This window comes from Pseudomonas paraversuta (assembly GCF_904063065.1).
In the GTDB taxonomy this organism is placed as follows: Bacteria; Pseudomonadota; Gammaproteobacteria; order Pseudomonadales; family Pseudomonadaceae; genus Aquipseudomonas; species Aquipseudomonas paraversuta.
In genome coordinates this window covers 156084-169246 of sequence record NZ_CAJFCL010000001.1, presented here as the reverse complement: position 1 = coordinate 169246, position 13163 = coordinate 156084, and the positions used below count along the sequence as shown (strand labels likewise).

The 13163-nt window shown below is 58.0% G+C and carries 11 protein-coding genes; 9 read left to right on the top strand and 2 right to left on the bottom strand.

The annotated features are described in order from the left end of the window. The first annotated feature begins 25 nt into the window (after nucleotides 1-25). A complete protein-coding gene (yiaY, locus tag JQ845_RS00770) occupies nucleotides 26-1174 on the top strand; it encodes an L-threonine dehydrogenase (RefSeq protein ID WP_010655863.1) in 1149 nt (382 codons plus the stop codon). A gap of 132 nt (nucleotides 1175-1306) precedes the next feature. On the opposite strand, the gene JQ845_RS00765 is transcribed toward yiaY, so the two are convergent. After that, complete coding sequence (locus JQ845_RS00765; RefSeq protein ID WP_003441135.1) at nucleotides 1307-2830, bottom strand: fumarate hydratase; 1524 nt, start codon at nucleotides 2828-2830, stop codon at nucleotides 1307-1309. 319 nt (nucleotides 2831-3149) lie between these two features. Between JQ845_RS00765 and JQ845_RS00760 the strand changes: the two genes are divergently transcribed. Further along, nucleotides 3150-4088 carry an iron-sulfur-binding ferredoxin reductase gene (locus JQ845_RS00760; protein WP_127196585.1) on the top strand — a complete coding sequence of 313 codons (939 nt, stop codon included), beginning with the start codon at nucleotides 3150-3152 and terminating at the stop codon, nucleotides 4086-4088. A 143-nt stretch (nucleotides 4089-4231) separates the two neighbouring features. Then, on the top strand, nucleotides 4232-5716 hold the full coding sequence (prpD, locus tag JQ845_RS00755; protein ID WP_010655861.1) for a 2-methylcitrate dehydratase: 1485 nt from the start codon (nucleotides 4232-4234) through the stop codon (nucleotides 5714-5716). Nucleotides 5717-5785: 69 nt separating this feature from the next. On the opposite strand, the gene ppsR is transcribed toward prpD, so the two are convergent. Beyond that, a complete protein-coding gene (gene ppsR / locus JQ845_RS00750) occupies nucleotides 5786-6604 on the bottom strand; it encodes a posphoenolpyruvate synthetase regulatory kinase/phosphorylase PpsR (RefSeq protein ID WP_003441157.1) in 819 nt (272 codons plus the stop codon). Between the two features lie 176 nt (nucleotides 6605-6780). Here ppsR and ppsA point away from each other — a divergent pair, with 176 nt between their 5' ends. The 6 genes from ppsA (at nucleotide 6781) to JQ845_RS00720 (ending at nucleotide 13094) form a co-directional block, all read left to right on the top strand. Beyond that, nucleotides 6781-9156 (top strand): phosphoenolpyruvate synthase, encoded by a 2376-nt coding sequence (gene ppsA / locus JQ845_RS00745; RefSeq protein WP_010655860.1) that lies wholly within the window; start codon nucleotides 6781-6783, stop codon nucleotides 9154-9156. A 104-nt stretch (nucleotides 9157-9260) separates the two neighbouring features. Beyond that, complete coding sequence (locus tag JQ845_RS00740; RefSeq protein WP_003441162.1) at nucleotides 9261-10250, top strand: alpha/beta fold hydrolase; 990 nt, start codon at nucleotides 9261-9263, stop codon at nucleotides 10248-10250. 196 nt (nucleotides 10251-10446) lie between these two features. Then, nucleotides 10447-10938, top strand: a complete 492-nt coding sequence (gene rraA / locus JQ845_RS00735) for a ribonuclease E activity regulator RraA (protein WP_003441164.1) — start codon at nucleotides 10447-10449, stop codon at nucleotides 10936-10938. Nucleotides 10939-10962: 24 nt separating this feature from the next. After that, complete coding sequence (locus JQ845_RS00730; RefSeq protein WP_003441165.1) at nucleotides 10963-11958, top strand: CorA family divalent cation transporter; 996 nt, start codon at nucleotides 10963-10965, stop codon at nucleotides 11956-11958. Nucleotides 11959-12021: 63 nt separating this feature from the next. Continuing rightward, nucleotides 12022-12267 carry a hypothetical protein gene (locus JQ845_RS00725; protein ID WP_003441167.1) on the top strand — a complete coding sequence of 82 codons (246 nt, stop codon included), beginning with the start codon at nucleotides 12022-12024 and terminating at the stop codon, nucleotides 12265-12267. Between the two features lie 2 nt (nucleotides 12268-12269). Further along, nucleotides 12270-13094 (top strand): mechanosensitive ion channel family protein, encoded by an 825-nt coding sequence (locus JQ845_RS00720; protein WP_003441169.1) that lies wholly within the window; start codon nucleotides 12270-12272, stop codon nucleotides 13092-13094. Nucleotides 13095-13163: the final 69 nt, after the last annotated feature.

Sequence of the window (13163 nt, the reverse complement as noted above, 5' to 3'; positions counted from 1 at the left end):
TGCACCCCGCCTTAGAGGACTCGCCATGACCAGCACATTTTTTATTCCCGCCGTGAACATAATGGGTAACGGTTGTCTGGATGAAGCGATGAGCGCGATTCGCAATTATGGGTTTCGCAAGGCGCTGATCGTGACTGATGCCGGGCTGGCCAAGGCCGGGGTAGCGACGCTGATCGCAGAAAAGCTGGGCTTGCAGGATATCGAATCGGTGGTTTTCGACGGGGCCAGGCCGAACCCGAGCATTGGCAACGTAGAGGCGGGCCTGAAGGTCCTCAAGCAGCATCAATGCGACTTTATTGTCTCGCTGGGCGGCGGTTCGCCCCACGACTGTGCCAAGGGGATTGCGCTGTGCGCCACCAACGGCGGGCATATTCGTGATTACGAAGGCGTCGATCGGTCGGCCAAACCGCAACTGCCGCTGGTTTCGATCAACACCACGGCGGGTACGGCCAGTGAGATGACGCGTTTTTGCATCATTACTGACGAAGAGCGCCACGTGAAAATGGCAATTGTCGACCGCAACGTAACACCGCTGCTGTCGGTCAACGACCCGCAACTGATGGTGGCAATGCCCAAGGGGCTTACGGCTGCGACCGGTATGGACGCGCTGACCCACGCCATTGAAGCCTATGTGTCGACGGCGGCCAACCCGATTACCGATGCCTGTGCAATTAAAGCCATGGAGCTGATCAGTCAGAACTTGCGTCAGGCAGTATCCGACGGCAAGGATCTGACCGCCCGGGAGAACATGGCCTACGCGCAGTTCCTGGCGGGCATGGCGTTCAACAATGCGTCGCTGGGGTTTGTGCACGCCATGGCGCACCAGTTGGGTGGCTTCTATGACTTGCCGCACGGGGTGTGCAACGCGGTACTGCTACCCCATGTGCAAACCTTCAACGCTCATGTATGTGCGGCTCGCCTGACCGACGTGGCCCACGCGCTGGGCGCCGATGTCCGGGGTTTGAGTCCGGAGGAGGGTGCGCAAGCAGCCATTGCGGCGATTCGGACCCTGGCCAAGGATGTTGAAATTCCGGCGGGGCTGCGGGATCTGGGGGCCAAGCTGGATGACATCCCGATTCTGGCAACCAACGCGCTGAAAGACGCCTGTGGTTTTACCAACCCGCGCAAGGCAGATCAGGGGCAGATTGAAGAAATCTTCCGTAATGCGTTTTAACATCCCGCAGGAGCGCGCTTTTTAGCGCAGCAACGAAAAGCTCGCGAGCCAGCTCGCTCCTACAGTGAAGTGGCATAAAAAAACGGCCGGGTGATTAACCCGGCCGTTTTTTTGTGTCTGGCTTAGAAGGGCTTACTGCACTTCAACGGCCAGGCTTTCGCTGATTTTCTTCTGCCAGATTGCCGGGCCGGTGATGTGCACCGACTCGCCTTTACTGTCGACAGCCACGGTAACCGGCATGTCTTTTACGTCGAACTCGTAGATCGCTTCCATGCCCAGTTCGGCAAAGGCGACTACGCGGGATTTCTTGATGGCCTGAGCCACCAGATACGCTGCACCGCCAACCGCCATCAAGTACACGGCTTTGTGGTCCTTGATCGCTTCGATAGCGGTCGGGCCGCGCTCGGATTTGCCGATCATGCCCAGCAGGCCGGTCTGATCCAGGATCTGGCGGGTGAACTTGTCCATCCGCGTGGCTGTGGTCGGACCGGCAGGCCCCACTACTTCGTCGCCGACCGGATCAACCGGGCCCACGTAATAGATGAAGCGACCCTTGAGGTCGACCGGCAAGGTTTCGCCGCGGTTGAGCATTTCGACCATGCGCTTGTGCGCAGCGTCGCGACCGGTGAGCATTTTGCCGTTGAGCAAAACGGTCTCGCCCGGCTTCCAGCTTTGCACGTCTTCCGGGGTCAGGGTGTCCAGGTCTACACGGCGTGCCGATGGACCTGCTTCCCAGACGATTTGCGGGTAGGCGTCCAGCGGTGGTGCCTCGAGTTCGGCCGGGCCGGAACCGTCGAGCACAAAATGCGCATGGCGGGTGGCCGCGCAGTTCGGGATCATGCACACCGGCAAGGAAGCGGCGTGGGTCGGGTAGTCCATGATTTTTACGTCGAGCACGGTGGTCAGGCCGCCAAGGCCCTGGGCGCCGATGCCCAGCTGGTTGACCTTCTCGAACAGTTCAATACGCATCTCTTCGATACGGCTGGACGGGCCGCGCTTGATCAGGTCGTGGATGTCGATGGATTCCATCAACACTTCCTTGGCCATTACCGCTGCTTTTTCAGCCGTGCCGCCGATACCGATGCCGAGCATGCCCGGTGGACACCAGCCTGCACCCATGGTCGGAACGGTCTTGAGTACCCAGTCAACGATCGAGTCGGACGGGTTGAGCATGGCCATTTTCGACTTGTTTTCGGAGCCGCCGCCCTTGGCTGCTACGTCCACTTCCACGGTGTTGCCCGGAACGATGGAGTAGTGGATAACTGCCGGGGTGTTGTCCTTGGTGTTGCGACGAGCACCGGCCGGGTCGGCCAGGATCGAAGCCCGCAGGACGTTTTCCGGGAGGTTGTAAGCGCGACGCACGCCTTCGTTGATCATGTCGTCCAGGCCCATGGTGGCGCCGGTCCAGCGCACATCCATGCCCACACGCACGAATACGGTGACGATGCCGGTGTCCTGGCAAATCGGGCGGTGGCCGGTGGCACACATGCGCGAGTTGATCAGGATTTGCGCCATCGAGTCACGGGCCGCTGGCGATTCTTCGCGCAGGTAAGCCTCGTGCATGGCCTGGATGAAGTCCACGGGGTGGTAGTAGGAAATGAACTGCAGGGCGTCAGCAACGCTCTGAATCAGGTCGTCTTGCTTGATCACGGTCATGGGTCGCGCTCCTCTATAAGACGGGAACATTCAATAAGGTGTTTGCGACCTGGGTCTATCGGTCTGTCGAAAACATCTTTGCTGGGCATACCGGGCACGGAGGGCCGGTACAAAAAAGGCGCGGCAGTATAACCCGGCGTACGACTTGATACACCTGCGGGGGGTATAAACGAAGGTCGGGGGTATTTGTAGCCGCTGGCGAAGGCTGCGCCGGACCTTGGCTTTTCACATTCGGGGCCGCTGCGCGGCCTGTGACAGGCAGCGGCTACAGGCTTATCGGATTATCATGCTGCACTGAATCTCTTACAGGACATATGAAGTGCCCGAGTTACACGTCGCTGACCGGCGCTGGTCGGTTCCCCAGGATGCCAATTTGCTCGATAGCCTCAATCAGGCCGGTGTGGCGGTGCCTTACAGCTGCCGTGCCGGCAGTTGCCATGCCTGTCTGGTGCGTTGTGTGCGTGGCGAGCCGGCCGATCTCAAGCCCGAGGCACTGAGCCGCGCCCAGCGCGAACAAGGCTGGCGCCTGGCCTGTCAGTGTCAGGTGGTGGAGGACTTGCAGCTTGAAGCCTTCGATCCGATCCGCGATGGCTTGCCCGCCGAGGTGCTGAGTGTCGACTGGTTGAGCCCGACGGTGTTGCGCTTGCGGTTGTTGCCCGGGCGTTCGCTGCGTTATCGCGCCGGTCAGCATATGGTGTTGTGGACAGCCAGCGGTGTCGCGCGTCCGTATTCGCTAGCCAGCCTGCCGGATGAAGAGCGGTTTCTGGAATTCCACCTCGATTGCGCCCATGCCGGTGAGTTTGTCAGCGCCGCGCGTCAGTTGCGGGTTGGCGATCCGCTGCGGTTGGGGGAGCTGCGTGGCGGCGCCCTGCGTTACGACCCCGACTGGCAGGAGCAGCCGCTCTGGCTGCTGGCGTCCGGCACCGGGCTGGGGCCGTTGTATGGCGTACTGCGCGAGGCGCTGCGTCAGGACCATCAAGGGCCGATCCGTCTGATCCATGTGGCCCGGGATGCCGCTGAACACTACCTTAAGGCTGAACTGCAGGCGCTGGCGGCCGCTGAGCCAAATCTGCAGGTCGAGTGGGTCGAACGTGCCCGGCTAGCGGACTTTCTGGCCGGGCTGAGGGTGGATTCGCGCCAGACCCATGCTTTGGTCTGCGGTCACCCCGACAGTGTCGAGGCCTTCGCCAAGCGTTTGTTTCTGGCGGGGCTGGCGCGCAACCGGCTGCTGGCAGACGCCTTTTTAACCCGCAGCTGAACGCAAGTACGACTTAAGCCCTCTACAGTGGGAGGCTGTCTGACTGTAGAAACCTACTTGAGCGGGCGCTCCAGACCCGCATGATCACGCCGAGCCTGAGGATGGAACACACCTTTTAATTATCCGCACTGGAGCAATTATCAATGAGTGCCAACGTCGACCTCAACAATCGTCCCGACTATGACCGCGTCTTGCAGGACATTGCCGATTACGTCCTGACTTACACCATCACTTCGCCCGAAGCCCTGAACACTGCCCGCCACTGTCTGCTGGACACCTTGGGCTGTGGCTTGCTGGCGTTGCGTTTTCCGGAGTGCACCAAGCACCTGGGGCCGATAGTCGAGGGCACGCTGGTGCCCTTTGGTGCCCGTGTGCCGGGGACTTCGTTGCGGCTGGACCCGGTCAAGGCGGCGTGGGACATCGGCTGCATCGTGCGCTGGCTGGATTACAACGACACCTGGCTGGCGGCGGAGTGGGGTCATCCTTCGGATAATCTGGGGGGCATTCTGGCGGTGGCCGATCACCTGTCGCAAAAGCGGGTGGCCAATGGCGAAGCGCCGCTGAGGGTGAGGGCGGTGCTTGAGGCCATGATTATGGCCCATGAGATTCAGGGGGTGATTGCCCTGGAAAACTCCTTCAACCGTGTAGGACTCGATCACGTGCTGTTGGTGAAAGTCGCTTCGACGGCGGTCTGCGCCAAGCTGATGGGGGCTGACCGCGAGCAGTTGCTGTCGGCATTGTCCCATGCCTTTGTCGATGGCCAGGCGCTGCGCACCTACCGCCATGCACCCAATGCCGGGTCGCGAAAATCCTGGGCGGCCGGGGATGCGTCGAGTCGTGGCGTGCGTCTGGCGGATATCGCGATGCGCGGCGAGATGGGGGTTCCCGGGGTACTGACGGCGCCGCAGTGGGGTTTTTACGATGTGCTGTTCAGCCATACCAACAAGGATCTGGCGCTCAAGCCTGAAGACCAGCGTCAGTTCAGCCTGTCCCGGCCCTATGGCACTTATGTGATGGAAAACGTGCTGTTCAAGATCAGTTTTCCGGCCGAATTTCATGCACAAACCGCCTGTGAAGCGGCGGTAACCTTGCATCCGCAGGTCAAGGATCGTCTGCATGAGATCGAAAAAATTGTGATTACAACCCACGAATCAGCGATTCGGATCATTTCCAAGCAGGGCAAATTGGCCAACGCAGCGGATCGGGATCACTGCATTCAATACATGACGGCTGTGCCGCTGGCCTTTGGCAATTTGGTGGCGGAGCAGTACGAGGATGATTTTCACGCGGCGCATCCGATCATCGATCAGTTGCGCGAGAAGATGGTGATTGTTGAGGAGCCGCGTTTTACCCGCGAATACCTGGAGGCCGACAAGCGCTCGATAGCCAACGGGATTCAGGTGTTTTTCAGCGATGGCAGCAGCACCGGGCAAGTGGTGGTGGAGTATCCGGTTGGCCATCGTCGGCGGCGTGCCGAAGGTATTCCGTTGCTGGAAGACAAGTTCAAGGCCAATTTGGCGACGCGCTTTGTGGGCCAGCGTTGCAAGCAGATTTTTGCGCTGTGCAAGGACCAGGCGGCGCTGGAGGCGACACCGGTTCATACATTTGTGGATTTGTTGGTGATGTAAACCGGCTGTAGCCCCAGAGCAATGATTGCGGGAGCTGGATTGCCAGCTCCCACAGAGTAAGGGCCGGGGTTATTTGAAACGTCGCTCCACGCCTTTTTCGACCAGGATTTTGGCCGAGATTTCTTCCACCGAAAAATGCGTGGAATTGATGTGGGGAATGTTTTCGCGCTGGAACAGTAGCTCGACCTCGCGCACTTCAAACTCGCATTGGGCGTAGCTTGAATAGCGACTGTTGGGTTTGCGCTCGTTGCGAATGGCGGTCAGGCGGTCAGGGTCAATGGTCAGGCCGAAGAGTTTGTGTTTGTGCGCGCTCAAGGCCGCCGGCAACTTGAGGCTCTCCATGTCGTCATCGGTCAGCGGGTAGTTGGCCGCCCGAATGCCGAATTGCATTGCCATATAAAGGCAGGTCGGGGTTTTGCCGCAGCGTGACACGCCCACCAGGATCAGGTCGGCTTTGTCGTACTTGTGGGTGCGGGCGCCATCGTCGTTGTCGAGGGCAAAGTTCACGGCTTCGATTCGCTCCATGTAATTGGAGTTGTGGCCGATGGAGTGGGATTTGCCCACCGAGTACGAGGAATGCTCATCCAGTTCTTGCTCCAGTGGTGCAAGGAAGCTGGAGAAAATATCGATCATGAAGCCATTGGAGGTGGCGAGGATCTCGCGAATATCCTGATTGACGATAGTGTCGAAGATAATCGGCCGAAGTCCGTCTTTTTCGGCGGCGTTGTCGATTTGTTGTACCATTGCCCGCGCTTTGTCCACGCTGTCTATATAGGGGCGTGTGAACTTGCTGAAGGTCACATTTTCAAATTGTGCCAACAAACTTTGGCCCAGGGTTTCGGCAGTAATGCCGGTGCCATCGGAGATAAAGAAAGCAGATCGTTTCATTTGCGCCTTGGGCCTTAAGCTGGTGACGATTGTTGGATATGATAGGTGCGATTTGTCGCGCTACATGGCCGGCAGTGTCACTTATTTTCCAGGTCCAGGCCACAATCGCTGCGATGCCCCCCAGATGAGCATTCAGCGCCCTGAGCTTTTCCAACACAGTTAGTGGAGAGATCACCTTGGTAGAGTACGTAGTTTCCCTCGATAAGCTCGGCGTCCATGATGTAGAGCATGTGGGGGGCAAGAACGCATCCCTCGGCGAGATGATCAGTAATCTTGCAGGCGCTGGTGTTTCGGTTCCCGGTGGTTTTGCCACCACCTCCCAGGCATATCGTGATTTTCTTGAGCTGAGCGGCTTGAACGATCAGATTCATGCGGCGCTGGACGCGCTGGATGTCGATGACGTGAACGCCCTGGCCCGCACCGGTGCCCAGATCCGTCAATGGATCATGGAAGCCGAGTTCCCGGAAAAGCTCAACGCAGAAATCCGTACCGCTTTCGCAACCTTGTCCCAGGGCAACCCGGACATGGCTGTTGCCGTGCGCTCCTCGGCCACCGCCGAAGATCTGCCGGATGCCTCCTTTGCCGGTCAGCAAGAAACTTTTCTGAACATCCGTGGTGTCGAGAACGTGATCCGTGCGGCCAAAGAGGTATTTGCCTCCTTGTTCAACGATCGTGCGATTTCTTACCGCGTGCACCAGGGTTTTGACCACAAACTGGTCGCCCTGTCGGCAGGTGTGCAGCGCATGGTGCGCTCCGAAACCGGCACCGCGGGTGTGATGTTCACCCTGGACACCGAGTCGGGTTTCCGTGATGTAGTGTTTATCACCGGCGCCTACGGCCTGGGCGAAACCGTTGTGCAGGGCGCGGTCAACCCGGACGAGTTCTACGTCCACAAGCAGACTCTGGAAGCCGGTCGCCCGGCGATTTTGCGCCGCAACCTGGGCAGCAAGGCAATCAAGATGATTTACGGCGAAGAAGCCAGCGCCGGCAAGTCGGTCAAGGTGATCGACGTTGACAAGGCCGACCGTGCCCGCTTCTGCCTGACCGACGCTGAAGTCAGCGAGCTGGCCAAGCAGGCGATGATCATCGAGAAGCACTACAAGTGCCCGATGGACATCGAATGGGCCAAAGACGGTGACGACGGCAAGCTGTACATCGTTCAGGCGCGTCCTGAAACCGTGAAAAGCCGCAGTGCCGGCAATGTCATGGAACGCTATCTGTTGAAAGAAACCGGCACGGTGCTGGTGGAAGGTCGGGCAATCGGTCAGCGTATCGGCGCAGGCAAGGTGCGCATCATCAAGGACGTGTCCGAGATGGACAAAGTCCAGCCGGGCGACGTTCTGGTCTCTGACATGACTGACCCGGACTGGGAACCGGTCATGAAGCGCGCCAGCGCCATCGTCACCAACCGTGGCGGGCGTACCTGTCACGCGGCGATCATCGCGCGAGAGCTGGGGATTCCGGCCGTGGTCGGTTGCGGCAACGCAACCCAGTTGTTGAAAGACGGCCAGGGCGTGACTGTTTCCTGTGCCGAAGGTGACACCGGTTTCATCTTCGAAGGCGAACTGGGCTTCGATATCAAGAAAAACTCGGTTGATGCCATGCCGGAACTGCCGTTCAAAATCATGATGAACGTCGGTAACCCGGATCGCGCGTTTGACTTCGCACAGTTGCCGAACGCCGGTGTGGGTCTGGCCCGTCTGGAATTCATCATCAACCGTATGATCGGTGTGCACCCCAAGGCACTGCTGAACTACGACGGTCTGCCTCAGGAAATCAAGGACAGCGTCGACAAGCGTATCGCTGGCTATGACGACCCGGTCGGTTTCTATGTCGAGAAACTGGTTGAAGGCATCAGTACCCTGGCCGGTGCCTTCACTCCGAAGAAAGTGATAGTGCGTCTGTCGGACTTCAAGTCCAACGAATACGCGAACCTGATCGGCGGCAAGCTGTACGAGCCGGAAGAAGAGAACCCGATGCTGGGCTTCCGCGGTGCTTCGCGTTACATCAGCGAAAACTTCCGCGATTGTTTCGAGCTCGAGTGCCGCGCCCTCAAGCGTGTGCGCAACGAGATGGGCTTCACCAACGTCGAAATCATGGTGCCGTTCGTGCGCACCCTGGGTGAGGCGAGCCAGGTCATCGACTTGCTGGCTGAAAACGGCCTCAAGCGTGGCGAAAACGGCCTGCGCATCATCATGATGTGCGAGTTGCCGTCCAACGCGATTCTGGCTGAAGAGTTCCTTGAGTTCTTCGACGGTTTCTCCATCGGTTCCAACGACCTGACCCAGTTGACCCTGGGGCTGGACCGCGACTCCGGTGTCATCGCACACTTGTTTGACGAGCGTAACCCGGCAGTTAAAAAGCTGCTGTCCAATGCTATCCAGGCCTGCAACAAGGCTGGCAAGTACATCGGTATTTGCGGTCAGGGCCCGTCCGATCATCCGGATCTGGCGCTGTGGTTGATGGAGCAGGGCATTGAAAGTGTGTCCCTGAACCCTGACACCGTGCTGGAAACCTGGTTCTTCCTGGCGGAAGGTCAAGCCCAGGCTTGAGTCGTTGAGAGAAGGGCGGGGCAGCCAATGGGCTGCTCTGCTCTTTATAAGCAGTGGTAGGGCGAGTTCCTCTATGGAGTCGCCCTTTTTTGTGCAAGAGCATTATGCAAAGCAGCAGTCATCTTTTTCCCGTTGCCCTGATTAGCGCTGAGCGTCGGGGTGATCTAAGCGAAGACGTTTATCGCTTGAAACCCGCCAATAGCCCGGACATTTCCGTGGAGCTGGTGGTGACGCGCCTGGGCATGGCTGACGCCAGCGAAGTGCGCGGTGTGCCGGTTATCCTGTTGCACGGCAGCTTTTCCAATCGTCGGTTCTGGTACTCGCCCAAAGGTGTGGGGTTGGGGGCATTTCTGGCCCGGGCCGGCTTTGATGTGTGGTTGCCCGAAATGCGCGGTCATGGTCTTTCGTCACGCAATATCCATTGGGGCAAGAATCGGGTGGCGGATTACGCCCGTTATGATTTGCCGGCCATCGGCGCATTCGTGCGCGAGCAAAGCGGGGATATCCCGCACTGGATCGGTCACTCTCAAGGCGGCATCAGCCTGGCAGCGGCCCTTGGTGGACAGTATCTGGGGGATGAGGACGTGGCCTCGGCGGCATTTTTTGGGTGCCAGATCAACCGCCGTTACTGGTCACTGAAAATTCCGCCGGTGCAATGGTGCGCTTATCTGCTGTTGAAGCGCTTTGCGCAGCTCTCGGGTTCGCGGCTTAAGCGTGGTCCGGAAGACGAGCCCATCAGCATGGCCCTGGAAACCTTGCGCTGGAATGGTTTCATGGGTGGCTTCAAAGATGCGCAAAGAGATTGGTGGGCAGGGCTGGCCGAGGTTCAGGTGCCGGTACTGGCCGTTGCTGCCGCGGGCGATCAGCAAACGCCGGAGTGGGCGTGCCGAAAACTCTACGATCAGTTGGGCTCGCAGCAGCGTACTTTTGTCACGTTGGGGCGCCAGCAGGGTTTCACTTCTGACTTCAGTCACGTAGAAATGCTGGTTAGCCAGGCGGCTCGGCAGGAAGTCTGGCCGTTGGTGCGTAACTGGTTGATGCAGCACTCCGTGCCGGCGGCCGAAGAAGGGCATGCCCGGGTCAGCGGTTTTTAATCCGGGGCGCTGAGTGCTGCAGGTGCTGGCAGGTCGGTGACGCCGCTTGTGATTATGGTCACATTTGGCGTCCTGGCTTGTGCTGTGATCTCGCTGATGGATGCGTAAACATATACAGTCAGCCTGTACCAGAGCGTCTATAAAGTAGTGTTGTCGTATTTCTCCCTGCTGTGCCATCCGAAACAGGAGTTATTCCATGAATCACTACATCACTCCCGATCTGTGTGATGCCTACCCTGAGTCTGTTCAGGTGCTTGAGCCGATGTTCAGCAATTTTGGCGGACGGGACTCCTTTGGTGGTGAGATCGTGACCATCAAGTGCTTCGAGGACAATTCCCGGGTCAAGGAGCAAGCCGAGCTCAATGGCAAGGGCAAAGTCCTGGTTGTTGATGGCGGGGGCTCTCTGCGTCATGCCCTGCTGGGCGACATGATTGCCGAAAAAGCATCGAAGAACGGTTGGGAAGGGCTGGTGATTTACGGTTGTATCCGTGATGTCGATGTTCTCGCTCAAACTGACCTGGGGGTGCAGGCCTTGGCCAGCCACCCGCTCAAGTCCGTCAGGCGTGGTCTTGGTGATGTGAATGTGCCAGTGACGTTTGCAGGTGTCACATTTCGTCCCGGAGAATTCATTTACGCCGATAACAATGGCGTTATCATTTCTCCAGTTGCTCTGAAAATGCCGGACTAAACGCTTTAACACTAAGGATCATGGATGTTCGAGGACGAAAACGCTCAATGGGGGCTGGTGCATGCGCTGGTGCTGGACGGTGAAGGCGGTGCGCGCTCGATCGCTCGCACCGAGCTGAACGGTCTGCAGTTGCAGGCGCATGAAAGCATTTGGTTGCATTGGGATCGCAGTCACCCGCAAACCCAGAGCTGGTTGCGGGACTCCAGTGGTTTAAGTGACTTCAGCTGTGATTTGCTGCTTGAAGAAAACACCCGTCCTCGTTTGCTGTCACTGCCCGACAGTGAGCTGCTGCTGTTTTTGCGCGGGGTCAATCTGAACCCCGGGGCAGAGCCCGAAGACATGGTCTCGCTGCGGATCTTTGGCAGTGCCCAGCGGGTTATTTCTTTGCGGATGCGTCCGTTGCGGGCCACTGACGAGCTGCTCGGTGAGTTTGCCGTGGGTGAAGGCCCCAAAAATCCGGCTGAACTGATCCTTTATCTGGCTCAGCACCTGACATTGAAGGTGCAGGATTTGATAAGCGAGCTGTCAGAAATCGTCGATGACGAAGAAGATAAAATAGATGCCGACGAACGGTATACGCCGGAGCATGGATCTATTCTGCAGATTCGTCGGAGGGCTGCCGCTTTGCGTCGTTTTCTGGCACCGCAAAGGGATATTTTCGGACAGCTCACACGGACAAAATTACCGTGGTTCAGCTCTGATGATGCTGATTACTGGAACGAGCTGAACAACAGCCTGACCCGCTATCTGGAAGAACTCGAGTTGACCCGCGAGCGCGTGGGGCTGGTCCTTGAGGCTGAAGATCGTCGTTTGAATGTGCGCATGAGTCGCATCATGTATCGCTTCGGCGTGCTTACCGGGATATTCCTGCCCATCACCTTTCTTACCGGTTTGCTCGGGATCAACGTGGGCGGTGTACCGCTCTCCAACGACCCCTATGGTTTTGCCGTGATTTGCATTTTGATGCTGATCATTGGTGTCGGTCAGTGGTGGTTTTATCGTCGTTTGCAGTGGCTTTGAACGGGGCGCATGTGACGCCGATAAAGTTGTTCGCGTCTTTTACAGACATACCGAGAGGTGCTTATGCACGATCCGTTTGAACAGTCATTACGTGAAATGCTCAAGGCGCCGCCGTCCACGCGGGACGATGACGCCTGCCTGGGCCGAGTACTGAAAACCGCTAACCGCCAGGTAGGCGCGGGCGATCTTTTCAGCTTGCTGGGGCGCTGGGTGCAAGCACTGATGATTGCTTTGAACAGCGGTTCGGCTCATATTGCGCCCGTTTCGCGACGCAAACCTGTTGCTCGCCCTGCTGATAAGGCTGATTGAACATGGAACTTGATCTCTGGACCCAGAGCCTGGTCACGGCAATGACTGCCTTGTGGACTAAAATTGCCAACTTCATCCCTAACCTTTTCGGGGCGTTGGTGGTGGTGCTGCTGGGCTTCGTTGTAGCCAAGCTGCTGGATACCCTGCTGTCGAAGCTGCTCGCCAAGTTGGGTCTTGACCGTTTGATGGGCGGTACCGGTCTCACCAAGATTCTGGGGCGCGCAGGCATTCAGGTCCCGATTTCGACCCTGATTGGCAAAATCGTCTATTGGTTTATTCTGCTGATCTTTCTGGTCTCCGCCGCGCAGTCGCTGGGGCTGGAACGTGTCTCTGCTACGCTTGACATCTTTACGCTGTATTTGCCCAAGGTCTTTGGTGCGCTGCTAGTGTTGTTGGTAGGTGTGCTGGTTGCACAGTTGCTCAACGGTCTTGTACGTGGCGCTGCCGAGAGTGTCGGGTTTGATTACGCAGGCGGTCTGGGGCGTGTGGCACAGGGTCTGGTGATCATCATCAGTATTTCCGTGGCAATCAGCCAGCTGGAGGTCAAGACTGACCTGCTTAACCATGTAATTGTGATTGTACTGATTACCGTTGGCCTGGCTGTGGCCCTGGCCATGGGGCTGGGAAGTCGGGAGATTGCAGGGCAGATCCTCGCCGGGATCTATGTGCGTGAGCTGTATCAGGTTGGGCAGGACGTTCGAGTGGGTGAGGTTGCAGGTCAGATTGAAGAAATAGGCACGGTTAAAACCACGTTGCTGACTGATGAGGGTGAGCTAGTCTCCATCTCTAATCGGATCTTGCTGGAGCAGCACGTGACCAGCCGCTGATGCGGCAAACCCTGCTAATGTATGCCACCGCAAAAAAGCCTGTTTCCAAGGCTGCGGCGGACATTGACC

Bases quoted from the DNA above. Each gene is read 5' to 3' on its own strand.
- yiaY (WP_010655863.1), top strand. From the start codon at position 26: ATGACCAGCACATTTTTTATTCCCGCCGTGAACATAATGGGTAACGGT.
- JQ845_RS00765 (WP_003441135.1), bottom strand. From the start codon at position 2,830: ATGACCGTGATCAAGCAAGACGACCTGATTCAGAGCGTTGCTGACGCC.
- prpD (WP_010655861.1), top strand. From the start codon at position 4,232: ATGAGTGCCAACGTCGACCTCAACAATCGTCCCGACTATGACCGCGTC.
- ppsR (WP_003441157.1), bottom strand. From the start codon at position 6,604: ATGAAACGATCTGCTTTCTTTATCTCCGATGGCACCGGCATTACTGCC.
- JQ845_RS00740 (WP_003441162.1), top strand. From the start codon at position 9,261: ATGCAAAGCAGCAGTCATCTTTTTCCCGTTGCCCTGATTAGCGCTGAG.
- rraA (WP_003441164.1), top strand. From the start codon at position 10,447: ATGAATCACTACATCACTCCCGATCTGTGTGATGCCTACCCTGAGTCT.
- JQ845_RS00730 (WP_003441165.1), top strand. From the start codon at position 10,963: ATGTTCGAGGACGAAAACGCTCAATGGGGGCTGGTGCATGCGCTGGTG.
- JQ845_RS00725 (WP_003441167.1), top strand. From the start codon at position 12,022: ATGCACGATCCGTTTGAACAGTCATTACGTGAAATGCTCAAGGCGCCG.
- JQ845_RS00720 (WP_003441169.1), top strand. From the start codon at position 12,270: ATGGAACTTGATCTCTGGACCCAGAGCCTGGTCACGGCAATGACTGCC.